Here is a 22,641-nt window from a genome sequence, read left to right as displayed (position 1 = left end):
CTCAGCGGGCGGCGGGCATGGGAACGGACGGCGTCACGCGGCCCCCCAGGGATCATCCGGCAGGCCCGCCGGCGGCGCCAGGGGATCGCGCGGCGGGAACCGGCCCTCCAGGGTCAGCCGCAACAACGCCGCCATGTGGGCGCGGATGGCGGCCCCGGTGTAGCCGTCGGGATAGGCGGCGCGGTTCAGGTCGGCGGTGGGTGGAAACGCCTTGGCCGCGAAGTCCGGGCGAATGACCGAATCCCACACGTTCAGGCTCTGCCCCAGATGCGGACAGCGGCCGGAGAAGATGCTGTAGACGGGCAGGCCACGGGGCGACGGCCGCGACAGCACGCCGTTGACGGCGCCGCTGACCCGTTCCAGCACGATGGCCCGGGCGCCGGCGTCCCGCGCCCGGCGCGCCGCCGCGCACAGGGCCAGGGCCTCCTCGGGGGTGGTGCCGTACTTGCGGTTCTCGCGCGACTGCGGGGTGTAGCCCAGATGGGCGATCACCGGCAGGCCGGCGCGTCCCAGTCGCTCCAGGATCGGGAAGCCGCCGTCGTCGCCCACCTCGACCTTCAGGATGTCGGCGCCCAGGGCCAGCATGCCGGCGCCATGGCGTTCCGCGTCGTCGGGCGTGCGCGCGCTGCCGTCCGGCATGTCGGCGATGACATAGGGTGCCTCCGGTCCGGTGCCGAAGGCGGCGCGGGCGGCTGCGGCGACCTCGGCGACCAACCCGCGCATGATGTCCAGGAAGGCCGCTTCCTCGCCGCTGGGCACCCGGGTGCTGGCGCGGCCCATGTGGGTGGTGAGCACGCTGTCGGCCACCATCAGGCTGTCCAGCTGGGTGAACCCGGGCACGGTGCCGCGCAGGTCGGCGGCGGCCTCGGCGACCGCCGCCACCTCGTAGCCCCGGTAGAGGTTGATCTTGAGGCGCGGCACGTCGGGATGCGCCAGGCGGCCGGCCAGATGGGCGGCCAGGCGGTCGTCAAGGCCGGCCGTGTCGGGGGCGCCGGGAACGGCGACGGCGGCAACGGGGGCCTTGGGCAGGGCCGTGTCGGTCAGGGGCATCACGGTCCGGGTCTCCTGATCGGGTGGGCGGACGCTCAGCGAACGCTTCCGCCTGTCTGGGGACGGTCTTGGTCTTGGTCCTCGTCGCCGTCTTCCTCGACGGAGCCGCCCCCATCGGCGCGGCTGTCCTCGATCTCGGAAATCTGCAACAGGCCGATGGGCGGATAGAATTCCAGGGTGCGGATGACATCCATGTTCAGAACCAGCGAGTAGCGCGCCAGGGAACTGATGGGGATGGAGGCCGGATCCTCCCGTCCGACCAGGATGCGGGTGGCCAGATGGGCGGTCAGCTTGCCGATGTTGTAGTAGCGACTGATGAGCCCCATCATCGCCCGGGAGTTCTCCAGCGTGCCCTCGGCGGCGGCGAAGGTCGGCAGGCCCGCGTCCTCGGCCGCCGCCGTCAGCTCCATCTTGTGGCCCGACAGGAAGGAATCCGGCGGGATATAGAGGAAATCGGCGCCCGCCCCGGCCACCTGAGCCACCATGTCGGGCAGCGCCGCCGCGACGGGCTTGCCCGCCTCGTCCAGGGGGATGGGCCGGTCCACCAGGGTAAACCCGTCTTCCTCCGACGCCATGGCGCGCAGCGTGTCCACCACGTTGCGGCTGTTGGACTCGGTGGGATTGTAGATGATGCCCAGCGTCTCGAACGACCGGTAGGAGCGGATCGCCCGGAGTTGCGCCTCCAGCGGCACCAGGTAGGTGGAGCCGGTGATGATCCGCCCGGAGTTGGCCAGCGAGGGCACCAGCCCCGAGACCACCGGATAGGACACGTTGGCGAACACCGCCGGGATGTCGGTGATGTGGGTCCCGGGCGTCTCGGTGTCATGGCGGCCGAGAATGCCGAGGCTGACCGAGGTGCCCCAGGTGTAGACCAGATCGGGCTGGAGCTCGCGGATTTCGGCGACGATCGCGGGCAACCGCGCGCGGTCGCGGCCGGCGTCGCGGACGATCAGGTCCACGGGAATGCGGTGGCTCTCGAAGTAGTCCTTGAAGCCCTGGTCGGTATCCGTCCAGCCGCGCCAGGTGACCATGACGATGCGCAAGGGCTCGCGCATGCCGCGAATGCGGGCGCGCAGCTCGGCCATGGCCCGGTCGCCCAGGTCCTCCCCCCCGGCCCGGGCGACCGCCGCCCCGTCCCCCAGGGTCGATGGCGGGGCCGCCCCGCCGTCCGCGCGGGCCGGTCCCTCGGCGCGGGTGGCGGCATAGGCGCCCGGGGCCGCCGCCTCGCCGCCCGGCCCCGACCCCGAACCCGCCGCCTGTGCCCGGGCGGGCGCGGCTCCGAACAGGCCCGGCGGGGCCGATGGCGGACCGCCCGCCAGCAGCACGACCAGCAGACCCAGCCCCAGCGCCATGAGGGCCGCCCGCGTCCCGCGCGCGGCCCTCATGGCGCCACCGTCCGGTGCCGAGAGTCGTCCGTCATCACACGCAGCCCCAGATAGATTGCGCCCGCCACCATCACGCCAAGGCCGGTGACCGCCATGGCGTCCCCGTAGCCGTACAGGGTGACCAGGGTCCCGACCAGGAACGGGCCGGCGACGTTGCCCAGACGCTCGATCAGGCGGAACACGCTCAGCACCGTGGTCTGCCCCAACTCACGGCACTCGCGGGCGCAGACCTCCTGCACCAGCACCAGCTGCGGCGAGATCGCCAGGGCATGGGCGATGCCCATGGTGAACACCGCCAGCGCCACCATCCAGGCCGACTGGTCCAGGATGATGGCCAGGGTGCCGACCCCGGACAGCACCGCGCCGCCGCCCACCAGCAGCGCCAGATTCCCCACCCGGTCGGCGACGCGCGCGGCCAGCGGCGTGACCAGCACGTTCATCAGGCCATAGACCATGATGATCCGGCCCACCGACGACTGGCTCTCGCCGAGGTCGGTCAGGAACAGCGGCGCCAGGTAGAACAGGAACCCGGTCAGCAGAATCTTGGCCGGAATCGCCGACAGCAGCAGCAGGGCCAGCAGGCGCCCGTTGCGCAGCACCAGGGCCATGTCGCGCAGGCGGAGGGGCGGACGCTCCGTGTCCTGGTGATCGGCGGTCCCCGACAGCAGCCCGTGGATCAGCACCGCCGCGACCAGCACCAGGCCCGCCGAGACCACCAGGGTCGGCGCATAGCCCACCCGATCGGCCAGGATGCCACCGATGGACGGGCCGCAGATGGCGGCGGCGAACACCGCGCCCATGAAGGTGGCCATGCCGCTGACGCGCCGCCCGGGATCGGCATGGATGGCCACATAGCCCTGGCAGGCGATGTAGATCACCGCGTAGCCGAAGCCGGACAGCGCCCGCCACACCAGCAGATCCGGCACCCCCTGGGCCAGCGCCGCGCCCAGGTAGCCGGCGACGCTGGGGATGGCGCCGATCAGGAACACCCGGCGCGTCCCCAGGCGGTCGGTCCAGGCGCCGGCGAAGGGCGTGATGATGGCGATGGCCAGCATGAACACCGAGATCGGCAACGCCAGCACCAGCGCCTCGTCCAGCCACAGGGTGGTGGTGTGCAGCTCCCGCACATACAATGGCAGGAAGGGGCGGGTCATCTCCTCGGCGAAGATGAACAGGAACAGCGGCACCCGGACCCGCAACAGGCTGGAGGGCGCGGCGGCCCGGCGGAACTCTCGGGTGGGAATGGTGAAGCGCCGCCGCAAGCCTCCCAGGATGTCCTCGATGCGCCGGATGGCGCCACTGTCGAACTGGGCGGCGCGCACCTCGTCGGCGTCCTGCAACAGTTCGTGATAGGCGTCGCCGAGACGACGGACGATGGCGTTGTAGGCCCGCCCGAGTTGCTTGACCTCGTCGCCGTGCCCGCCGGTGCTGGCCAGCACCACCGAGAAGTCGCCACCCTGGCCCCGGCGCATCAAGGCCTCGACCTGGCGCATGGGGCTGGTGACGAAGACGACCACCAGAATCAACAGGAACTCGAACGACACCAGCAGCGACACCAGGGCCACCGTCAGGATGTCGTAGATAATAGCCATGAGCTGTGTGGTCACGTAATCCGCGTCGACCCCCACATGCAGGTAGCCGTGCGGCGCCTCGCGGGGGCCGGCGCGAATGGGAATGGCCGTGTCGCGGTAGTCCACCTGCAGCCTGGCGAAGCCCTCGGCGACGGTGACGTCGTTGCCGCCGCTGATGGTGTCGAAGGTGGACAGCACGCCCTCGGGCGTGTCGTCGGTGGCGTAGCGCACCTGATTGTTGGTATCGGTCACCAGCAGATAGGCGAGACCAACGTTGTTGCGCTGCACATCAGTGAGGAACGGCCCCATGCCCACCAGGCGTCCCAGCGGGATCCCGTGGCCGATGGCCTTGCCGATGGTTTCCGAGACCGCCTGTCCCACCGCCTGCGCCTTGGCGTCCACCTCCGGCAGGATCTCGCGCTCGAAGGCATTGACGGCGATGTAGGAGAACGTGGCCAGCGCGCCCAGCAGCAGCACCAGGGTCAAGGGAACCAGCCGCACCAGCAGCATGCGGGAGGCCAGGGTGGTGCGCGCCGCCTTGGCCTTGCCCGGACCGGCGGACGCGCCCGCCTCCGTGCCCGCCCCGCCAGGCGCCAGGGTTGCCGCCCCCCCGCCGGCCTCGGGGATGGCCGACAGGGCACGGACGGGCGCGGGGGCGGACGCGGGTCCGGGCGGTCGCTGTGTCATGGCCGTCGTCCTCGCCTCAGTCCATTTCGTCCAGGCGACGGATCTCCCGCCGGCCGCGCATGATTTCCCCGAACGCTTCCCGGGCCGTGCGGCCGAAGCGTCGGAAATCGGCCTCCAGGGGGCTGGTCTCGACGGACGCGGCTCCGAGCCGGTCCCCGTGCTCGCCGGCATCCCCGGCGGCATGCGCCAGGCCGGGATGGTCGGGACCGGCGCCGGACTCATCGGCCGCGTCCATGTCCGCGGCCAGGGCCTTGGCCTGGTCCTCGATCCGCGCCAGCCGGCGACGGATGTCGGCCATGACGGCGAACACACCCAGCACGATCACGAACCCGACGGCCGCCGAGACCACCGCCGCCTGAATCATCAGTTCCCGCCGGGTGGCGGCCACGGTCCGGTCGATGGCGGCCCGGGCGTAGCGGATGGCGATACCGCCAGCGTTATCGCCGAGGTTGCTGACGATCGGAGTGCCGACCACCAGCGCGTCGTGATCATGGACCAGGAAGGTGCGCCGGCCGCCGGCCGCCCCGTCGCCACCCCCAGGGGTTCCGTTGGCCTCGGTGGCCTGGGAGCGGAAGGCATCCAGCCAGCGGGGCGAGATCAGGTCGCCGATGAAGCTGCGATCGGTACCGAACAGCACCAGGCCATCGGGGTCGAACACCTCAATGGACAGGATGTTGGGATCGTCCAGGCGGCGTTGTTCCAAGGTATCCTGAACGTGGCGCATGGTGTCCAGCGGCAGGCCCAGGTTCAGCCGCGTCTCCAGGTTGGAGCGCAAGTCCTCGACGGTGAACGCCAGGCGATCCCGCAGCACCTGGGTCAACAACTGGTCGAATTTATGGAGATTTAGTAGGGCTGTCAGGCCCATGGCGAACAGGAAGACCACAATAATCGTCAGGGCGATGCGTGCGGTCAGGCTGATGCCCATGACCCCGTCTCCCGTCTAGCCCCCCAGACCGGTCCGCGCCGCATGCGCCCAGCCCGCTCTCGCCCCACGCTCGTCCGGTCCCCGATCCGGGGTTCGCCGCCCTGTCAGGCCGCGGCCGCCGCCACGGCGGCGTCGCGATTGGTCTCGACCGTGAAGATCGAGAGAAATCCGCTGATCTCGAAGACCTCCAGGATGTGCGCCTTGACGGCGCACAAGACCAACCGCCCGTCGGTCTGACGCATGCGCTTGGCGGCCATCAACAACACCCGCAACCCGGCACTGGAGATGTAGTCGAGCCGACCGAAGTCGATCACCGCGCGCGTGCGCCCCTCGCCGATACGGCCCAGCAACACCGTCTCGAATTCCGGCGCCGTGGTGCCGTCCAGGCGTCCCCCGGGCGACAGGACCAGGACGTCACCCTCCTCCTGTTGCAGGATATCCATGCGTCATCCCTTTTCGTCGTCCGTCGTCCAGCCGCGCCAGACCGTGCCATTCGATCCGGCTCCGGACCGCCTTCCGACCCGATCAGTTGGACTACAGGTTCTTGAAAAACTCAAGCTCGTTCCGGTCCCCGCGCCGGCTGTAGCTGCACCCGTCCATCAGCGTCCGCAAAAAGTGCACGCCCAGGCCGCCAATGGCCCGATCGTCGATGCTGGCGTCCAGGTCCGGGGGCGGCACCTCGGTCAGGGGATCGAAGGCCCGGCCGTCGTCGCGCACCATCGCCCGCACCACGCCATTGGTCAGGCTGACGTCCACGTGGATGGCACGCGGCCCCGGGTCGTCCTTCGGGAAGGCATAGGTGATGACATTCGTCAGCACCTCGTCCAGGGCCAGGGTCATGGCGAAGATCACCTTTTCGCCCACGGCATGGGCCTCGCCGAAGCCTTCCACGGCCTCCGTGACGCGCGGAATCTCCGACAGATCGTTGCGCAGGGTGATGCTGAGTTCCGCTGTCATGATCGGCCTGCGTCCCCGTCGCCTGATCGCAGAATCGCGGGACCGGCGACCGCCGCCGCCCCGCCGGTGCTCACGCGCCTGTCCCCCGGGCGTCGCCGGCCGGCCCCATCGCGTCCCCCCCTGGCCGGGCCCACCGCGATCCCCCACGCCTGGGACATCCCGCCTGGGACACCCCGCCTGGCCCGATTGTCAGAGACCCGGAAGAAAAGCGCAATCGTGCCGGTGCCCGCGACGCGGCCGACGTTGCCGGTCCGGATCATTTTTCCACGAGAGCGAAGCAACGCTCCAGAATTCCGGTCACCACGGCATCGATCAGCATGTCCTGGTGAAAGGACTCGCGCAGGCGCGCCTCTTCCGCGCGGTTGACGATGATGCCGGCCTCGAACAGCACGGCGGGCATGGGCGCGGCCTTCAACACCACCAGGTCGGCGAAGTCGTAGATACCCAGGTCCTTGTCCACCAGGGGGCGGTTCTCGCCGGGAATGGGCTCGGCATGGTGCAGGCTGGGCGTCAGGCCCCAGGACCGCAGGGCGCGGCCGATGGCCCGCGCCACGGCCAGGCTTTCGTCGAGGTACAGGTTCTTACGCGACACGAACAGCGAATGCCCCTGGAAGCGGTCGGCGTACCGCCGCTCCCGGCCCTCATGAACCCACGACCGCAAGTACTGAGGCTGCACCGAGTCATGATGAACGGACACGAACAGGTGGGCGCCGCGCGCTCCGGCCCGGCGCGGCCGCGCCCACAGGTCGATCGGTGCGCCGGTCTCCTCCACCAGGAAGGCCCCGGTCACGCCGACCTGATGAAGCTGCGCGAGCAGGCGCCCGGCCAGGTCCCGGTTGAAGGCATATTCCGTCCGTCCGGTCGCGCTGGTGGCACCCGGCGCCGTCAGGTGGTGCCCCACATCCACCGCGACCACAAGGCGGTCCACCGGACACGCCTGGGCCGTCGAGTCGGACTCCGCCATGGCGCCCGGTCCCGTCGGCAGGGCCACCACCAGGGCCAGCATGGCCCCGCACACTCGGACCGAATGCCCGACGGAACGCCGGACACGGGCCGCGCCATGCCGCAACCTTGGGCCATGGCCAACATAATCTTGGGCATTCTGGCCACCCGACCAGCATGGCGGGCGCAACGAATGTCGAAGGTACGAGAAAATTTCCACGGACATTTGCGAACGATTCCATGTTTACCGATCACCGTATTTCCGGGCTCCTTAAACGAGCACGGTGCTCACCACGAATTCTACTTTAATCAAGACTCGCAGTTACGCCCATATCTGGCCGCGCGCGTCATACGGTCTAAACACATGCTTACCATCGATCGTTCGGTTCCCACACCCTGGCTATTGTTTCTGTTCCGCAGCATGCTACTGTTACACACAATACACGTTGGGATCACCCGTCCATGCGGTCCACCGGACCCCTGGGCCACATGCGCGTCGCGGCCGGGACCGGGACCGGAGAGGAGCGTCAGACACACGCATGGCCGAAACGACCGACCCCTTCGTCCGTTTCCAGGGCATCCAGAAGAGTTACGACGGCGAGACGCTGGTGGTCAAAGACCTCTGGCTGGACATCGCCAAGGGCGAGTTTCTCACCCTGCTGGGGCCGTCCGGGTCGGGCAAGACCACCTGCCTGATGATGCTGGCGGGCTTCGAGACCCCCACCCATGGCGACATCATTCTCGACCGGACACCGATCAACACCGTGCCGCCGCACCGCCGGGGCATCGGCATGGTGTTCCAGAACTATGCGCTGTTTCCGCACATGAGCGTGGCGGAAAACGTCGGCTATCCCCTGAAGGTTCGCGGCGTCGGGCGCGCGGACGCCCGGGACCGGGTGCGGCGCGCCCTGGACATGGTGGAACTGGGGGCGCTGGGCTCACGGCGCCCGGCGCAACTCTCGGGCGGACAGCAACAGCGCGTGGCGCTGGCCCGCGCCCTGGTGTTCGAACCGTCGCTGGTGCTGCTCGACGAGCCGCTGGGAGCGCTCGACAAGACCCTGCGCGAGCAGATGCAGTACGAGTTGAAGCACATCCACGAAACCCTGGGCGTCACCATGGTCTACGTCACGCATGACCAGTCCGAGGCCCTGACCATGTCCGACCGCATCGCCGTGTTCAACGACGGCGTCATCCAGCAACTGGACCAGCCATCCATGCTGTACGAGCATCCCGGGAACGCCTTCGTGGCCCAGTTCATCGGCGAGAACAACAAGCTGATGGGGCGCGTGGAGGACGTGGCCGGGGATCGCTGCCGCGTGCGCGCCGACAGCGGCGACCTCGTGGAGGCCCTGGCGATCCGCGCCAGCGGCCTCGGCGAGCGCACCCTCATGTCGCTGCGGCCCGAGAGGGTATCGGTCAATCCCCCGCCGGGCAGCATGCCCAACGTGTTCGACGCCGAGGTGCTGGAACTGATCTACCTCGGCGATCACCTGCGGTCGCGCATGCGCGTCTGCGGCCAGACCGACTTCATCGTCAAGGTGCCCAACTGGGCCGGTCACGTCCACCTTCGCCCCGGCGAGCACCTGACCGTGGGCTGGCATGTGGAGGACTGCCGGGCGCTGGACGCCTGACGCCGTCACCCGATCGCCGCCGCCACCGGCCGCATCGGCCGAGGCTCCCGGCGACGGTCCGACAGGGGGCACGGCCGTGCTTCCCTGAAGCAACAAAGCCGAACAGGGAGACGAGAGCCATGACCATGTTGACCAGGGGCGTGGCCACGCGCACGCGCCGGACGGTGCTTGGCATCGGCGCGCTGGCGGTGGCCGGGGCCGGCTTCGCCATCGCCACGCAGGCGCGCGCCGAGGCCCTGAACGTGGTGTGCTGGGGCGGGGCCTACACCAAGAGCCAGCAGGAGGCGTACTATACGCCGTGGGAGGAGTTGACCGGTCACACCATCAATTCCATCGACTACGACGGCAACGTCGCGCCGGTGAAGGCGCAGGTGGAGTCTGGCAACGTCACCTGGGATGTGGTGGACGTCGAACTGTCCGACGCCATCAAGCTGTGCGACGAGGGTTTGGTCGAGGTGCTGCCCCTGGAGGACCTGCCGCCGGCACCCGACGGCACCCCGGCCGCCGAGGACTTCATCGAGGGCACGCTGCATGACTGCGCCGTGGCCTCCATCGTCTGGACCAACATCTACGCCTACGACGAGACCAAGTTCCCGGACGAGAAGCCCAGCACCATCGCCGACCTGTTCGACGTCGACACGTTCCCCGGCAAGCGCGGCCTGCGCCGCTTCGCCAAGGCCAACCTGGAAATGGCCCTGATGGCCGACGGCGTGCCGGCCGCCGACGTCTATGACGTGCTGTCCACCCCCGAGGGCGTGGACCGGGCCTTCGCCGTGCTCGACCGCGTCAAGGATCACGTGGTCTGGTGGGAGGCCGGCGCCCAGCCGCCGCAGATGCTGGCCGACGGCGAGGTGGTCATGGCCACCGCCTACAACGGCCGCATGTTCAACGCCATGGCGGTGGAGAACAAGCCGTTCAAGATCGTCTGGGACGGCCAGGTCTGGGACATGGACCTGTTCGTCATTCCCAAGGGTGCCCCCAACAAGACCCTGGCCTGGGAGTTCATCAAGTTCGCCACCGCCACCGAACAACTCGCCCGGCAGGCCGAGTGGATCTCCTACGGTCCGGCGCGCGCTTCCTCGGTGCCCTTGATCGGCACCCACGCCGAGGCCGGGATCGAGATGGGGCCGCACATGCCCACCGCGCCCGAGAATTTCCAGAACGCCCTCCAGAACGACTTCCTGTGGTGGGCCGACCATGCCGACGAGATGAACGAACGCTTCAACGCCTGGCTGGCCCAGTAACCCGGGCCTGACTCTAACCCGGGCCTGAAACCCGCCCGGACCCGCGCCGTCACCGCGACCCCGCATGGCGCCCGCGCCATCCCCCTCATCGCCGTGACGGCGCGGCGATCCGTCTCCGACCTCCGAAGGGCATCCCCATGGCCGACGCCACGCCCCTCGCGCCCGCCGGCCCGCCGGCCGACGACATCCTGCGCACCCGCGACGGCGTGCCGCTGAAAACCACCCTGCGACGCGTCACCCGCCGCCAGCGGTTGATCGCGCTGGGCCTGGTGATGCCCCTTCTCGTGTTCATCGTCGTCACCTTCCTCGCGCCCATCGGCATGATGTTGCTGCGGGCCGTGGACAATCCCGTCTTGCAGACGCAGATCCCGCGCACCGTGGCCCTGCTGGCGAGCGACTGGGACGGGCAAGGCCCCCCGGACGAGCGCATCTTCGCCACCCTCGCCGAGGAGATGATCCAGCAGTACAAGGCGCGCGAGATCGCCAGGGTCGGGACCCGCCTGAACTACGAGCAGAGCGGGCTGCGCAGCCTCATCACCAAGACGGCCCGCACCATCGCCCGGCGCGGGACACCGCCGTGGAAAGAGACCTTCGTCGCCATCGACGACCGCTGGGGCGACGCCAAGACCTGGGGCATCATTCGGCAGGCGTCGTCACGCTACACGCCATCGTTTTTCCTGGCGGCCGTGGACCTGCGCCTGGACTGGCGGGGCGACGTCGTCGCTCAGCCGGAGGAGAAGCGGATCTACGGGCTGATGTTCGGCCGCACCCTGTGGATCAGCGCCCTCGTCACCGCGCTGTGCCTAGCGCTGGGGTTCCCGCTGGCCTGCCTGCTGGCCAGCCTGCCGCTACGGCAATCCAACCTGCTGATGATCCTGGTGCTGCTGCCGTTCTGGACCTCGCTGCTGGTGCGCACCACGGCCTGGATCGTGTTGTTGCAGACCGAGGGGGTCATCAACGACCTGCTGGTGTGGATCGGCATGCTCTCCGACGAGGGCCGCATCCAGATGATCTACAACCAGACCGGCACCATCATCGCCATGACGCACATCCTGCTGCCGTTCATGGTGCTGCCGATCTACTCGGTCATGAAGACCATTCCCCCCACCCACATGAGGGCCGCGCGCTCGCTGGGAGCGACGCCGGCACGGGCCTTCCGCGAGGTCTACCTGCCGCAAACCCTGCCCGGGGTCGGTGCCGGGGCCATCCTCGTGTTCATCCTGTCGGTGGGCTACTACATCACGCCCGCGCTGGTGGGCGGGCGCACCGGCGAGATGATCTCCAACCTCATCGCCTACCACATGCAGAAATCGCTGAACTGGGGCCTGGCGGCGGCTCTGGGCGCCCTGCTGCTGGCCGCCGTGCTGGTGCTCTACTGGCTCTACAACCGCCTGATCGGCATCGACAAAATGAAGTTCGGCTGAGCCCCCGTCCCGGGGCATCACGCGACGGACACCAGGGAGAGCAGAGGAATGTCGGGCCTGCCGTCCTACGCCACGCCGCTGGAACGCCTGTGGTACGTCGCCTTCCGGGTGATCTGCGCCCTGATCCTGCTGTTCCTGATCATGCCGCTGCTGGTGATCGTGCCGCTGTCGTTCAACGCCGAGCCCTATTTCACCTTCACCGAGGGCATGGTGAGCCTGGATCCGGACGCCTACTCGGTCCGCTGGTACCAGGACATCTGGCGGAACGAGCAGTGGATCCATTCGATGAAGAACAGCGTCATCGTCGGCCTCTGCGCGACCCTGCTGGCGACCACCCTGGGCACGCTGGCGGCCCTGGGCCTCAGCCGCGCCCACATGCCCGCGCGCACCCTCGTCATGGGTCTGCTGATCTCGCCCATGATCGTCCCGCTGATCATCACCGCCGCCGGCATGTACTTCTTCTATTCGCACGTCGGCCTGGCCCAGACCCTGCCCGGGATCATCCTGGCCCACACCGCGCTGGGCACGCCCTTCGTGGTCATCACCGTGACGGCCACCCTGTCGGGCTTCGACCACACGCTGATCCGCGCCTCAAGCAGCCTGGGGGCGACGCCGACCCATACCTTCTTCCACATCACCATGCCGCTGATCATGCCGGGCATGATCTCGGGTGCGCTGTTCGCCTTCATCACCAGCTTCGACGAGGTGGTGGTGGTGCTGTTCCTGGCCGGTTTCGAGGAACGCACCATCCCCCGGCAGATGTGGGCGGGCATCCGCGAGCAGATCAGCCCGACCATCCTGGCCGTGGCCACCCTGCTGATCGGGATGTCGGCATTGCTGCTGGTCAGCCTGGAACTGCTGCGCCGGCGGGGCGAACGGCTGCGCGGCCTGAGCCCGGGCTAGCAGTCTGTCGGAGTCCAACGGCCCGTCGACCCCATTTGATTTCGACGCCTTCCTGGACGAGAAGAGAAGGCAGGCCGGATGACCGGCGTCTTGTTTTCTCCACCGAGGTGGCGGCGATTATGTTGATCGCGCCAGAATCAGAAGGATAAGTCTTTCATGAAGATCAAGTGCATTGCCGGGTTTGCAGTCATTACCAAGGACTCCAACGGAAGCGCTTCTTTATACAAGACAGCTTTCGGCCTTCCGCTGGAACAGCAGGAGGATTACCTGTTCATGGACAGGTATCCCGGTGCCAACCACTTTGGGGTCTGGCCGCTGAAAATGGTGGCTGAAACCTGCTTTGGCAGTGAAACGTGGCCTGATCATATCCCTGCCCCTACGGCAACCATTGAGTTTGAACTCAGTGACGCCGATTCGGTTCAGGCTGCCGTTCAAGAAATGAAACAAGGCGGGCAGGCGTTTATACATGAAGCCAGAGATGAACCGTGGGGTCAGACCGTTGCACGGTTTATAAGCCCCGAAGGTGTTCTGATTGGCCTCAGCTTTGCGCCCTGGCTCCATGAAGAAGTACCTGCCAAATAAACTCGGCCAAAAATCAAGTGCACATCGAAATACTCTCACCGCTTCATCCCGGATCGGTCACCGGATTTTGCGTGAAGCGGTATTTTTCCGATGATAATACCAGCGGCCTGAGGGGCTGACTCTCTGTGGGCACTCTTCGGGGATTCCCATCCTGTAGGGGATGTGTTTCGATGGTCTCTCCAGATGTTGTGTTGGGGGGCCGCATGGGCATGATACGTCGACGGAGCGATCGGCAAATGCCGGCAGATCGGCCCGACCCCGTGGACGTCCCGATGATCGTCCCAAGGATCCCATGGGAACCCGATCATGGTTTGGATCGGCGGTCGAGTTCCGCCTGGGCGAAATACGCGCCGGCCTGGCGCAGGATCTCGTCGGCCTCGCGCAGCTCGCGGTTCTCCCGCACCAGCGCCTTCACCCGATCCGCCGCCGCTTCGGACGCCGCGTGCTCGGGGACCGCCGCGCGGTCCGCCTTGCGAACCCATTTGCGCAGCGTCTCCGCCGAACACCCGAACGTCTCGGTGATCGACGTCAAAGCCGCCCCCTCGGAGGCGTGGGTGCCCCCATGGTCCGTCACCATCCTTACCGCGCGTTCGCGCACGTCAGGCGAAGACCTCGTCGAGGTCCCGGCCTTGCTCCTGGTTCCATCCTCTCAAACTTCGGAGCCTCCGCCAAACCCGGGGCGGTTCACCCCCTACTGGACCGGCTCCTTCGTTTTCTCAAAGCGCAGGCCGGGGAACTCCTCGGCGGCCTTGTCCAGGTGCCAGGCGTTGCGGGCCATGAACACGGGGGCGCCGTCGTGGTCCTCGGCGACGGCGCTCTGATTGGCGTCGACGAAGCGCTTGATCAGGCGGGCGTCGTCGCCTTCCACCCAGCGCACCGCGTGGACCGGCGTGGGCTCGAAAATCACCGGCACGTCGTACTCCGTGCGGATGCGGTCGGCCATCACGTCGAACTGAAGCGACCCCACCACGCCGACGATCCAGTCGGCGCCGATCATGGGTTTGAACACGCTGGCCACGCCCTCCTCGGCCAACTGCTGAAGCGCGCGCCCCAGGTGCTTGCCCTTGAGGGGATCCACCGGCCGCGCCTTTTGCAGCATCTCCGGCGCGAAGCTGGGAATGCCGGTGAAGCGCAGTCCCTCGCCCTCGGTCAGGGCGTCGCCGATGCGCAGGTTGCCGTGGTTGGGCAGGCCGATGATGTCGCCGGCGTGGGCCTCCTCGGCGACCTCGCGGTCCTGGGCCAGGAACAGCACCGGAGTGTGGATGACCATGGCCTTGCCGGTGCGCACGTGGGTGAGCTTCATGCCCCGTTTGAAGTGGCCCGAGCACAGGCGCACGAAGGCGATACGGTCGCGGTGCTTGGGATCCATGTTGGCCTGGATCTTGAACACGAAGCCGCTGACGGCTTTCTCGTCCGGTGCCACCACCCGGTCCCTGGCCGGCTGCGGACGCGGTGACGGTGCCAGCGCGGCCAGTCCGTCCAGCAACTCCCGGACCCCGAAGTTGTTGATGGCCGAGCCGAAGAACACCGGCGTCATGTGGCCTTCGCGATAGGCGTCCAGGGAGAACGCGGGGCACAGGCCGCGCGCCATCTCCACCTCCTCGCGCAGGGTGGCCACCGCGTCGGCGGGCAGCAGGGCGTCCAGCTTGGGATCGTCCAGGCCGTCGCAGGCCGCGCCCTCGGAGGGCAAGGCCCCCTTGGTGCCCTTCTCCAGCAGCACCAGGCGCTCCTGGAACAGGTTGTAGCAGCCCAGGAACGAGCGCCCCATGCCGATGGGCCAGCTCGCCGGGGTCACGTCCAGGGCCAGGGTCTGCTCGATCTCGTCCAGGATCTCGAAGGGATCGCGACCCTCGCGGTCCAGCTTGTTGACGAAGGTGACGATGGGCACGTCCCGAAGACGACACACCTCGAACAGCTTGCGGGTCTGTTCCTCGATGCCCTTGGCGGCGTCGATGACCATCACCGCCGAGTCCACGGCCGTGAGCGTGCGGTAGGTGTCCTCGCTGAAGTCCTCGTGGCCCGGGGTGTCCAGCAAGTTGAAGACACGCCCGGCGTAGTCGTAGGTCATCACCGAGGAGGCAACCGAGATGCCGCGCTCGCGCTCCACCTTCATCCAGTCGGAATGGGCGCGGCGCGCCTCGCCCCGCGCCTTCACCGCGCCGGCCAGTTGAATGGCGCCCCCGAACAGCAACAGCTTCTCCGTCAAGGTCGTCTTGCCGGCGTCCGGGTGGCTGATGATGGCGAAGGTGCGCCGCCGGTCGATGACCGAGGACGGCACGGCTTCGTCACGGGAAAAGGCTGGCTGTGTCATGCGCGCGGGCAACCAACGACGTCTCGGTGATATGGACCCAGGTTCGGCCCGTCGGGACGGGGCGGACCTGGCCGGCGCGACCGCGCCGGCGCCGCGAAGCGGCGGAGCGGGGCATCCTGACTCGTCAGGATGCCCCCACGATCAGCAAATACGAAGGCGCCGGACTTTGCGGGGTTTCGGGACGGGAGGCGAGTCCTTTTTTGGTACCGCTCGCCACGATGTGACCGCCCCGGCACCCCTCGGTCACACTTTGTCACCACCATGGGAAACAGCGGTCATACCCCTGTGACGGCGCGGGTGTTCACTAGGTTTCATCGAAGGGCGGCACGGATGACCGGCCCCACCCTTCGGACCCTCATCGGGGCGCACCCAGCGCCCCAGGACATTAAAAGGAGAGACACCATGTCCCGCACCAAGACCCTCGTCATCACCACCGCCGTCGCCGCCGTCATCGGCCTTGGCGCCCTGGCCCTGCCCGCGCAGGCCGGCGGTCCCTGCGGCGGCGGTCCTGGCCACGGCCGGGGCGGTTCCAACATGATGGGTGGCGGCCCCGGCGGCCCCGGTGGTCCGGGTGGCATGCTGCAGACCATGGACGCGGACGGCGATGGCATCGTCACCCGCGCCGAGTTCGACAGCTTCCATGTCCTGGCCTTCCGCGCCATGGACCCGGACGGCACCGGCGCCGTGACGCTGGACGACTTCCTCGCGTCGCGTCAGGGCGTCGGCCCCGGCGCCCAGCAGAACGGACGGTCCGCGTGTCGCGCCGATCGGCGGGAGCAGATGCAGACCCAGCGATTCAACGCCTGGGACGCCAACGGCGATGGAAGCGTGACTCAGAGCGAGTTCCAGGCCGCCAGCGTCGAACGCTTCGCCGGGCTTGACCTGGACAACAACGCCGAGATCACCAAGCAGGAGGTGAGCGCCGCCATGATGTACGGCGGCCCGGCGCGCATGATGGGCGCGCCCATGGCACCGCCGGCGAAGTAATCCGGGTTGCCGGCGATCCGGTCGACGGAGGCCCCCACGCGGGGCCTCCGTGACCGTCCGAGCGGGCTCCTACAACAGCTTCAGCGCCGCGAACCCACCCACCAGCAGCACGAACCCGAGCGTGACCAGAAGTCCCAGGCGCCGTTCGATGACGGCCCGCATCGGGTCGCCCCATTTCCACAACAGCGCGGCCACCAGGAAGAAACGCACGCCCCGCGACAGCACCGAGGCGATGCCGAACACCCAGGGGTCCAGCGCCGTCACCCCGCTGGCGATGGTGATGACCTTGTAGGGGAACGGTGTCACCCCGGCGCCGGCGACGATCCAGGCACCCCATTCATTGTAGAGGGCCTGAAAGCCGGTGAAGCGCTCCAGGTAGCCGTAGAAGGCCAGCACCGGCTGTCCCACCGTGTCGAACAGGAACAGGCCGATGGCATAGCCGGCGAAACCACCGAGCACACTGGCCAGGGTACACACCCCGGCGATCAACCAGGCCCGGTGCGGCCGGGCCAGCACCATGGGGATCAGCAGGATGTCGGGCGGAATGGGAAAGACGGAGCTTTCCAGGAAAGAGATCAGGGCCAGAAGCCAAAGGGCGTAGGGGCTCTCGGCCCGGCGCAAGGCCCAGTCGTAGGTGGCGCGCAGCATGATGGGCGGAGTCCCGAAAAAGGTGACGACGGCGAGCCGGCCACACCGGCCCGTCAGCGGTTCTAGCAGCCGAACACCTGAGAAACAACGCGCGGCGAGACGGGGGATCTCCGTCCCGAGCGCCCCCCGCGTTCGGCGGGCAGATCGCGAGCGACCGGTCGTTCAACGTCCGCCCCCTGTCCCGACCCTGCGTCATCTTGAAACCAGCGCATCGATTGCCTATAATGTAGGCAGGTCGGATGCCGTGTCTCGGGTCCGGCCGGACAGCGTGACCGGGCGGCCATTCGTTGGGGCCCGGACATCATCATCGCTTCTGTCAGGAGGATGATCCATGACGATGTCTTTCACGTCGACAGCCTTGGGCGTGACGATTTCGCGGACGGTCGAGCACCGCGCCGCATACCCGGTTGGTACCGCTCGGCATCAGGCCGGGCCGCACACTCTCTCCTGTTGGTCCTGTTCGCGGCCCGTCTGGTCGAGTCGACCCGCGGGTGCTCCTACCCTATCGGCATCGGCAGGGGCCCTGGGCGTCGCGCGGTAGCGCCCGCCCATCCTCATCGCCCTGCCCCGAACAGGACCGCCCCATCCGCGCTTCGGCCGCCGTGATGCCGGCCGCCGCGCCACGGGCCTCGCCAGGAGAGACGACCATGACCGCCCTCACCCTTGCCAAGCTGCCCGCCGTCGGCGCCGACGACGGTTTCGACCGATACCTTCGCGCCGTGCGCCAGTTTCCGGTGCTCAAGCCGGAGGAAGAGTACATGCTCGCCCGCCGCTTCCACGACCACGATGATGTGGATGCCGCGCATGCGCTGGTCACCAGCCACCTGCGTCTGGTGGCCAAGATCGCCATCGGCTATCGCCACTACGGACTGCCCGTGGCCGATCTGGTCAGCGAGGGCACCCTGGGGCTGATGCAGGCCGTCAAGAAGTTCGACCCCGAACGCGGCTTCCGCCTGGCGACCTACGCCATGTGGTGGATCAAGGCATCCATCCACGAATACATCCTCAACAGTTGGTCGCTGGTGAAGATCGGCACGCTTTCCGCCCATAAGAAGGTATTCTACAACCTTCGCAAGATCAAGGCACGCCTGGGTCTGCTGGACAGCCGCGACCTGTCGCCCGACGAGGTGACTTTGATCGCCGGCGAACTGGGCGTCTCGGAAGCCGATGTCACCACCATGAGCCGGCGCATGGCCGCCCGGGACGGGTCGCTGAACCGCACCGTCGGCGAGGACGGCGACCTGGAGATGATGGACCTGCTGGAGGACGAGCGTCCCAACCAGGAGGACATGCTGCTCGATCAGGCGGAGACAGGGTACCGGCTCACCCTGCTGGACGGCGCCCTGGACGCCCTGAACGAGCGCGAGCGCGACGTGTTCCGCCGCCGCCGGCTGACGGCCGATCCGGAGACGCTGGAGGACCTGGGCCGTGAGTACGGCGTCTCCCGGGAGCGGGTGCGCCAGATCGAGAACCGGGCCTTCGACAAGGTGCGCAAGGCGGTGCTGCGCCATGCCGCCGACGACACGCGCCGCGCCGCCGACGCCCGCGATCAGGGCGCCGCGCTCGCCTGACAGCCGCCAACCGCGCCCCGGGGACGATGCACCCGGGTCGCGGTCCGTGGCCCCTCGTCCACCTCTCCGCCGCTGTCGGTGCCTGTCCGAGGTATCGGTCGCGTTGGAGCCGGAGCCATCGCCTGCTCAAGCCCCGGCGATGGCATCCATGGCACCGGCCAGATCAATGTCTCGTTGCGTCAGCCCCCCGGCATCATGCGTGGACAGGGTCACCACCACGGTGTGGTACACGTTGGACCACTCCGGATGATGGTCCATCTTCTCGGCCACCAGCGCCACCCGCGCCATGAAGCCGAACGCCTCGGAAAAGTCGGCGAAGGTGAACACCCGATGGATGGCGTCGCGATCCTTCACCAGGGCCCACTGGGGCACTGTGCCCAGCGCGTGCGCCCGCTCGGTGTCCGTCAGTGTCTGAACCATGGGTCCTCCTAGAGAGCGGGGATGCGGGTGTTGACAGCCGCGCGGCCGTCCGTCATCGGAACATTGGACGGAGGCGCCGGCCGATCAACCCGCGCTCTGGCCGTGCGGCCCTGCCGCTTCCGGGTCTTCGCCCCCCACACCTCGCCCCCCCCACCTCGCCCCTTGGACCCTCGCCCATGCGCCGTCGCCGCTCCCCCTTTACCCGTCCCCCCTCGCCGGCCGACATCGAGACCGTGGCCCGCGAGGCCCTGGCCAGCATCCCGGCGGCGCTGCGCCGGCATGTGGAGGGGGTGGTGATCCACGTCGAAGCGTTCCCCGACGACGAGACCTGCGCCGAGATGGAGCTGGACAGCCCCTGGGACCTGCTGGGCCTGTACCGGGGCGTGGCCCTGCCCGAGAAGAGCGTCGCGCACGCCCCGCAGGACCTGGACATGATCTTTCTCTACCGGGAGCCGATCCTGGCGTACTGGTGCGAGACGGGCGAGGACCTCACCCACCTGATCCGCCACGTGCTGATTCACGAGGTCGGCCACCACTTCGGACTCTCCGACGACGACATGGAGGCCATCGAGGCCCAGGTGGACGACGAGGACGACGACCGGCCGTGACGCGGACCTCGCGGTTCCATGCACTCCCCGACGTGGTCGTCGTTACGATCATCGCTACGATCATCGCTACGATCGTCGTTACGGTCATCCGTCACCAGGACGGGCACTTGTCCCGCTCGCGCGCGTAGTTCTCCGGCGTGTCCAGGGCGGCATTAAAGCGCATGCGGTCGCTTTCCATGGATTCGATCAGGTCCGCCACACCGTTGTTGATGACCTCGGCGTGTTCGTTGCGCGCCTCGTCCAGGGTCCGCACCACGCGCGGATTGAGATGCTGGATGAGGGCTTGCAGGGTCCGCTTCACCCGGGGCGCATAGGCTTTCAGGACACGGTAGTGAATGCGCATGTGCTGCTTTTCATGCTCGTAGATCACATCGAAATTGCATGAGCCTCGGGGATACTCGCGCGCCACGTAGATGACGGTATCGCGGAGGTTCAGGTGCGCGTCCACCGATCGCAAATAGACGCAGAAGCGTCCGTCCGATCGCTTATAGTACTGTATCTGCGTGCTGAATCGAAACTCCGACTGGGTCACGGTCAAGCCCACGGCCGACCCACGGCGCGCGATGGAGGCGTCCTTGCGCATCCGCGTGAACATCGCGTCGATCGTCGCCGCCGGCTTGGTGTGATCCAGGCGCGCCCGGTCGAACACCGACCGGAAGGTCAGCGCGACCTCCCGGTCCGCGCCGGGACAGGAGGCGGCATGCGCCGGCGTCGCCGCCGCCATCAGCAGGGCCAACAGCAGCATCGCGCCCGGCACCACCGCCCGGGATGGCGACCGACTCAGGGCTGGCGCCGCCGCCTGCCGTACCGGACCAGCCTCCATCGTCCTCGCCTCCCGCCCCACCCGCGTTGTCCGTCCGCCAGGAGCCGGGCCGGGCCCCGCCGATCCCGCGTGCCCCGGTCCTTGCAAGCGCGCGGCCACTTGACGATGATGAGCCTCCGCGCCAGCCCTGGCCACGACCCTCTTCCCCCTGTCCACATATGGGCGACCATGCCGACCATCGCCACTTGGAACGTCAATTCCATCAAGGCCCGCCTGCCGGCCGTGCTGGCCTGGCTGGCACGGGCACGTCCGGACGTGGTCCTGCTCCAGGAGACCAAGACGGTCGACGCGGGGTTCCCGCTCATGGAGATCGAGGACCAGGGTTACCAGTGTGCCGTGCATGGCCAGAAAAGCTACAACGGCGTGGCCATCCTGTCGCGTCTCGGCCTGGAAGACGTCTCGCGCGGCCTGCCGGGCGCGGCGGAAGCGGAGGACGACCAGGCCCGCTACATCGAGGCCGTGGTGGGCGGCACCCTGCGGGTGGCTTCGATCTACCTGCCCAACGGCAACCCGTCGGACTCGCCCAAGTTCGCCTACAAGCTGGCGTGGATGGAGCGGCTGGGCGCGCACGCCACCGCCCTACGCGCCCTGGACGAGGCGGTGGTGCTGGGCGGCGACTTCAACGTCTGCCCCACCGACGGTGACGTCTACGATCCCGAGGGCTGGCGTGACGACGCCCTGTGCCGTCCGGAGAGCCGCGCGCGCTTCCGGGCGCTGTTGCACCTGGGATACTGGGACGCGCTGGCGGCACGCCATCCCCGCCCCGGCGTCTTCACCTTCTGGGACTACCAGGGCGGCGCCTGGCAGAAGGACAACGGCCTGCGCATCGACCACCTTCTGTTGTCGCCGCTGGCCGCCGACCGCCTGGAGGATGCCGGGGTGGACCGGACACCGCGCGGCGAACCCAAGGCATCCGACCACACGCCGGCCTGGGTGCGGTTGCGCGACCAGACGGCGGCCTGACGGCCGGCGGCGCGCGCCGTCCGCGCGATCGCCGCGACCGCAACGCGGGCCTTTCCCGCACGCGTCACATGGTGCATGGTACCGGCGCTCGAACCGGCCCGCCCCCTTGCGGGTCCGTGCCGGTCGCGATCACGCAACAAGAGGGTCACAGATGGGTACCTTCAGCATCTGGCATTGGGTCATTGTTCTGATTGTCGTTCTTCTGCTGTTCGGCGCTGGCAAGATTCCCCGGCTCATGGGCGATGTGGCCAAGGGCGTCAAGGCGTTCAAGAAGGGCCTCGCCGACGACGATGACGGTGCCGGCGACGGCGCGTCCAAGAAAATCGAGGGCGACTCCGCCACGTCCACCACCGAGACCCGCAAGGATGGCGCCACCAACGGCTGACCGTCTTCCCATGCCCCTGGTCGCGAACCGGCGGGTCGCGGGCGTCCGGCGTGCCGGGCCGCCCCGTACCGCCCCGTTCCCTGCGCGGGACGAACCCGGGCGGTGCCGTGGTCACGCCCGGGACGTCCAGGACCGCGCGGACGCATGATTCTGCCCGGAGGACCCGGCGATGCTTGACCTTGGATGGGTCGAACTGGCGGTGGTCGGGGTGATCGCCTTGCTGGTGGTCGGCCCCAAGGACCTGCCCAAGGTTCTGCGGACGCTCGGCCAGTGGGCCCGGCGGCTGCGGGGTCTGGCGCGCGAGTTTCAGGGCCATGTGGACGACATGATCCGCGAGTCGGACCTGGACGACCTGCGCGACGGCGTCAACACCGTGCGGGGGCGCAACCTGGGCCGAACCCTCAACAAGATGGTGGACCCCGACGGCTCGGTCACTCGGGACCTGGACGAGATCGACCGGCGCGCCCGCCAGACCGGACCCGCCGCCCCGAGCGGCGGCCGGGGTGGTGGCGGCCGGGGCACGGTGCTCGACCACGGCACGGACGATCCCACGGGTCCCGCGGACGCCCCCGGGCCTCACGCGCCCGGCACACCCAACCCCAAATCAAAGGCCGAGGATTGAGC

Annotated in this window: 23 protein-coding genes, 1 pseudogene and 1 other annotated feature; of the genes and pseudogenes, 12 read left to right on the top strand and 12 right to left on the bottom strand. The window is 68.3% G+C overall.

Going from position 1 to position 22,641, the window contains the following annotated elements; genetic code table 11:
• Window positions 1-33 precede the first annotated feature (33 nt).
• The 7 genes from GGD89_RS01760 to GGD89_RS01730 form a co-directional block, all read right to left on the bottom strand.
• Window positions 34-1,050 carry a 3-methyl-2-oxobutanoate hydroxymethyltransferase gene (locus tag GGD89_RS01760; protein WP_184042387.1) on the bottom strand — a complete coding sequence of 339 codons (1,017 nt, stop codon included), beginning with the start codon at window positions 1,048-1,050 and terminating at the stop codon, window positions 34-36.
• 35 nt (window positions 1,051-1,085) lie between these two features.
• A complete protein-coding gene (locus tag GGD89_RS01755; protein WP_184042386.1) occupies window positions 1,086-2,435 on the bottom strand; it encodes an ABC transporter substrate-binding protein in 1,350 nt (449 codons plus the stop codon).
• On the bottom strand, window positions 2,432-4,693 hold the full coding sequence (locus tag GGD89_RS01750; RefSeq protein ID WP_184042385.1) for an MFS transporter: 2,262 nt from the start codon (window positions 4,691-4,693) through the stop codon (window positions 2,432-2,434). Before GGD89_RS01750 ends, GGD89_RS01755 begins: the two co-directional genes overlap by 4 nt.
• Before the next feature lie 16 nt (window positions 4,694-4,709).
• Window positions 4,710-5,618: a hypothetical protein gene (locus GGD89_RS01745; RefSeq protein WP_184042384.1), complete on the bottom strand. Its 909-nt coding sequence runs from the start codon at window positions 5,616-5,618 to the stop codon at window positions 4,710-4,712.
• 104 nt (window positions 5,619-5,722) lie between these two features.
• Complete coding sequence (locus GGD89_RS01740) at window positions 5,723-6,061, bottom strand: STAS domain-containing protein (RefSeq protein WP_184042383.1); 339 nt, start codon at window positions 6,059-6,061, stop codon at window positions 5,723-5,725.
• A gap of 91 nt (window positions 6,062-6,152) precedes the next feature.
• Window positions 6,153-6,575 carry an ATP-binding protein gene (locus tag GGD89_RS01735; protein ID WP_184042382.1) on the bottom strand — a complete coding sequence of 141 codons (423 nt, stop codon included), beginning with the start codon at window positions 6,573-6,575 and terminating at the stop codon, window positions 6,153-6,155.
• A gap of 256 nt (window positions 6,576-6,831) precedes the next feature.
• Window positions 6,832-7,581 carry an N-acetylmuramoyl-L-alanine amidase family protein gene (locus GGD89_RS01730; RefSeq protein WP_184042381.1) on the bottom strand — a complete coding sequence of 250 codons (750 nt, stop codon included), beginning with the start codon at window positions 7,579-7,581 and terminating at the stop codon, window positions 6,832-6,834.
• 475 nt (window positions 7,582-8,056) lie between these two features.
• Here GGD89_RS01730 and GGD89_RS01725 point away from each other — a divergent pair, with 475 nt between their 5' ends.
• From GGD89_RS01725 to GGD89_RS01705, 6 genes are all read left to right on the top strand, one after another.
• Window positions 8,057-9,148 (top strand): ABC transporter ATP-binding protein, encoded by a 1,092-nt coding sequence (locus GGD89_RS01725; RefSeq protein WP_184042380.1) that lies wholly within the window; start codon window positions 8,057-8,059, stop codon window positions 9,146-9,148.
• Window positions 9,149-9,267: 119 nt separating this feature from the next.
• On the top strand, window positions 9,268-10,392 hold the full coding sequence (locus tag GGD89_RS01720; protein ID WP_246422261.1) for a polyamine ABC transporter substrate-binding protein: 1,125 nt from the start codon (window positions 9,268-9,270) through the stop codon (window positions 10,390-10,392).
• Window positions 10,393-10,529: 137 nt separating this feature from the next.
• Window positions 10,530-11,816 carry an ABC transporter permease gene (locus GGD89_RS01715; protein WP_184042379.1) on the top strand — a complete coding sequence of 429 codons (1,287 nt, stop codon included), beginning with the start codon at window positions 10,530-10,532 and terminating at the stop codon, window positions 11,814-11,816.
• Between the two features lie 48 nt (window positions 11,817-11,864).
• Window positions 11,865-12,719, top strand: a complete 855-nt coding sequence (locus tag GGD89_RS01710; RefSeq protein ID WP_184042378.1) for an ABC transporter permease — start codon at window positions 11,865-11,867, stop codon at window positions 12,717-12,719.
• Between the two features lie 4 nt (window positions 12,720-12,723).
• On the top strand, window positions 12,724-12,801 hold the full coding sequence (locus GGD89_RS20600; RefSeq protein WP_425503006.1) for a type II toxin-antitoxin system ParD family antitoxin: 78 nt from the start codon (window positions 12,724-12,726) through the stop codon (window positions 12,799-12,801).
• Between the two features lie 74 nt (window positions 12,802-12,875).
• Window positions 12,876-13,301 carry a VOC family protein gene (locus tag GGD89_RS01705; RefSeq protein ID WP_184042377.1) on the top strand — a complete coding sequence of 142 codons (426 nt, stop codon included), beginning with the start codon at window positions 12,876-12,878 and terminating at the stop codon, window positions 13,299-13,301.
• Between the two features lie 197 nt (window positions 13,302-13,498).
• Here the strand turns inward: GGD89_RS01705 and GGD89_RS01700 are convergent.
• Both GGD89_RS01700 and GGD89_RS01695 read right to left on the bottom strand, forming a co-directional pair.
• Window positions 13,499-13,878 (bottom strand): annotated as a pseudogene (locus GGD89_RS01700) (IS3 family transposase); the annotation flags it as partial.
• Window positions 13,523-13,651, bottom strand: a sequence feature (AL1L pseudoknot). (Overlaps the previous pseudogene by 129 nt.)
• Before the next feature lie 114 nt (window positions 13,879-13,992).
• Window positions 13,993-15,612, bottom strand: a complete 1,620-nt coding sequence (locus GGD89_RS01695; protein ID WP_184042375.1) for a peptide chain release factor 3 — start codon at window positions 15,610-15,612, stop codon at window positions 13,993-13,995.
• 402 nt (window positions 15,613-16,014) lie between these two features.
• Between GGD89_RS01695 and GGD89_RS01690 the strand changes: the two genes are divergently transcribed.
• On the top strand, window positions 16,015-16,599 hold the full coding sequence (locus tag GGD89_RS01690) for an EF-hand domain-containing protein (protein ID WP_221238272.1): 585 nt from the start codon (window positions 16,015-16,017) through the stop codon (window positions 16,597-16,599).
• 69 nt (window positions 16,600-16,668) lie between these two features.
• Here the strand turns inward: GGD89_RS01690 and GGD89_RS01685 are convergent, their stop codons facing one another.
• A complete protein-coding gene (locus GGD89_RS01685; protein WP_184042373.1) occupies window positions 16,669-17,247 on the bottom strand; it encodes a YqaA family protein in 579 nt (192 codons plus the stop codon).
• A gap of 647 nt (window positions 17,248-17,894) precedes the next feature.
• Here GGD89_RS01685 and rpoH point away from each other — a divergent pair.
• The gene (rpoH, locus tag GGD89_RS01680) at window positions 17,895-18,818 is read left to right on the top strand and encodes an RNA polymerase sigma factor RpoH (RefSeq protein WP_184042372.1); all 924 of its coding nucleotides are present in this window, start codon (window positions 17,895-17,897) and stop codon (window positions 18,816-18,818) included.
• 126 nt (window positions 18,819-18,944) lie between these two features.
• Here the strand turns inward: rpoH and GGD89_RS01675 are convergent, their stop codons facing one another.
• Window positions 18,945-19,238 (bottom strand): 4a-hydroxytetrahydrobiopterin dehydratase, encoded by a 294-nt coding sequence (locus tag GGD89_RS01675; RefSeq protein WP_184042371.1) that lies wholly within the window; start codon window positions 19,236-19,238, stop codon window positions 18,945-18,947.
• A 176-nt stretch (window positions 19,239-19,414) separates the two neighbouring features.
• On the opposite strand from GGD89_RS01675, the gene GGD89_RS01670 reads away from it, so the two are divergent.
• Window positions 19,415-19,846 (top strand): metallopeptidase family protein, encoded by a 432-nt coding sequence (locus GGD89_RS01670; protein WP_184042370.1) that lies wholly within the window; start codon window positions 19,415-19,417, stop codon window positions 19,844-19,846.
• Window positions 19,847-19,937: 91 nt separating this feature from the next.
• Here the strand turns inward: GGD89_RS01670 and GGD89_RS01665 are convergent, their stop codons facing one another.
• Window positions 19,938-20,669, bottom strand: a complete 732-nt coding sequence (locus GGD89_RS01665; RefSeq protein WP_184042369.1) for a hypothetical protein — start codon at window positions 20,667-20,669, stop codon at window positions 19,938-19,940.
• Window positions 20,670-20,837: 168 nt separating this feature from the next.
• On the opposite strand from GGD89_RS01665, the gene xth reads away from it, so the two are divergent.
• The 3 genes from xth to tatB all read left to right on the top strand — a co-directional run bounded on the left by xth (window position 20,838) and on the right by tatB (window position 22,639).
• Window positions 20,838-21,632: an exodeoxyribonuclease III gene (xth, locus tag GGD89_RS01660; RefSeq protein ID WP_184042368.1), complete on the top strand. Its 795-nt coding sequence runs from the start codon at window positions 20,838-20,840 to the stop codon at window positions 21,630-21,632.
• A 151-nt stretch (window positions 21,633-21,783) separates the two neighbouring features.
• Window positions 21,784-22,017 carry a twin-arginine translocase TatA/TatE family subunit gene (locus GGD89_RS01655; protein ID WP_184042367.1) on the top strand — a complete coding sequence of 78 codons (234 nt, stop codon included), beginning with the start codon at window positions 21,784-21,786 and terminating at the stop codon, window positions 22,015-22,017.
• A 169-nt stretch (window positions 22,018-22,186) separates the two neighbouring features.
• Complete coding sequence (tatB, locus tag GGD89_RS01650; protein ID WP_184042366.1) at window positions 22,187-22,639, top strand: Sec-independent protein translocase protein TatB; 453 nt, start codon at window positions 22,187-22,189, stop codon at window positions 22,637-22,639.
• The last annotated feature ends 2 nt before the right edge of the window (window positions 22,640-22,641 follow it).

This window comes from Roseospira visakhapatnamensis (genome assembly GCF_014197915.1).
GTDB lineage: Bacteria > Pseudomonadota > Alphaproteobacteria > Rhodospirillales > Rhodospirillaceae > Rhodospira > Rhodospira visakhapatnamensis.
Note: the sequence above shows the minus strand (reverse complement) of the source record. Positions and strands in the feature narration are given on the sequence as shown.

Bases quoted from the DNA above. Each gene is read 5' to 3' on its own strand.
- GGD89_RS01760 (WP_184042387.1), bottom strand. From the start codon at position 1,050: ATGCCCCTGACCGACACGGCCCTGCCCAAGGCCCCCGTTGCCGCCGTC.
- GGD89_RS01755 (WP_184042386.1), bottom strand. From the start codon at position 2,435: ATGAGGGCCGCGCGCGGGACGCGGGCGGCCCTCATGGCGCTGGGGCTG.
- GGD89_RS01750 (WP_184042385.1), bottom strand. From the start codon at position 4,693: ATGACACAGCGACCGCCCGGACCCGCGTCCGCCCCCGCGCCCGTCCGT.
- GGD89_RS01745 (WP_184042384.1), bottom strand. From the start codon at position 5,618: ATGGGCATCAGCCTGACCGCACGCATCGCCCTGACGATTATTGTGGTC.
- GGD89_RS01740 (WP_184042383.1), bottom strand. From the start codon at position 6,061: ATGGATATCCTGCAACAGGAGGAGGGTGACGTCCTGGTCCTGTCGCCC.
- GGD89_RS01735 (WP_184042382.1), bottom strand. From the start codon at position 6,575: ATGACAGCGGAACTCAGCATCACCCTGCGCAACGATCTGTCGGAGATT.
- GGD89_RS01730 (WP_184042381.1), bottom strand. From the start codon at position 7,581: ATGCTGGCCCTGGTGGTGGCCCTGCCGACGGGACCGGGCGCCATGGCG.
- GGD89_RS01725 (WP_184042380.1), top strand. From the start codon at position 8,057: ATGGCCGAAACGACCGACCCCTTCGTCCGTTTCCAGGGCATCCAGAAG.
- GGD89_RS01720 (WP_246422261.1), top strand. From the start codon at position 9,268: ATGACCATGTTGACCAGGGGCGTGGCCACGCGCACGCGCCGGACGGTG.
- GGD89_RS01715 (WP_184042379.1), top strand. From the start codon at position 10,530: ATGGCCGACGCCACGCCCCTCGCGCCCGCCGGCCCGCCGGCCGACGAC.
- GGD89_RS01710 (WP_184042378.1), top strand. From the start codon at position 11,865: ATGTCGGGCCTGCCGTCCTACGCCACGCCGCTGGAACGCCTGTGGTAC.
- GGD89_RS01705 (WP_184042377.1), top strand. From the start codon at position 12,876: ATGAAGATCAAGTGCATTGCCGGGTTTGCAGTCATTACCAAGGACTCC.
- GGD89_RS01695 (WP_184042375.1), bottom strand. From the start codon at position 15,612: ATGACACAGCCAGCCTTTTCCCGTGACGAAGCCGTGCCGTCCTCGGTC.
- GGD89_RS01690 (WP_221238272.1), top strand. From the start codon at position 16,015: ATGTCCCGCACCAAGACCCTCGTCATCACCACCGCCGTCGCCGCCGTC.
- GGD89_RS01685 (WP_184042373.1), bottom strand. From the start codon at position 17,247: ATGCTGCGCGCCACCTACGACTGGGCCTTGCGCCGGGCCGAGAGCCCC.
- rpoH (WP_184042372.1), top strand. From the start codon at position 17,895: ATGACCGCCCTCACCCTTGCCAAGCTGCCCGCCGTCGGCGCCGACGAC.
- GGD89_RS01675 (WP_184042371.1), bottom strand. From the start codon at position 19,238: ATGGTTCAGACACTGACGGACACCGAGCGGGCGCACGCGCTGGGCACA.
- GGD89_RS01670 (WP_184042370.1), top strand. From the start codon at position 19,415: ATGCGCCGTCGCCGCTCCCCCTTTACCCGTCCCCCCTCGCCGGCCGAC.
- GGD89_RS01665 (WP_184042369.1), bottom strand. From the start codon at position 20,669: ATGGAGGCTGGTCCGGTACGGCAGGCGGCGGCGCCAGCCCTGAGTCGG.
- xth (WP_184042368.1), top strand. From the start codon at position 20,838: ATGCCGACCATCGCCACTTGGAACGTCAATTCCATCAAGGCCCGCCTG.
- GGD89_RS01655 (WP_184042367.1), top strand. From the start codon at position 21,784: ATGGGTACCTTCAGCATCTGGCATTGGGTCATTGTTCTGATTGTCGTT.
- tatB (WP_184042366.1), top strand. From the start codon at position 22,187: ATGCTTGACCTTGGATGGGTCGAACTGGCGGTGGTCGGGGTGATCGCC.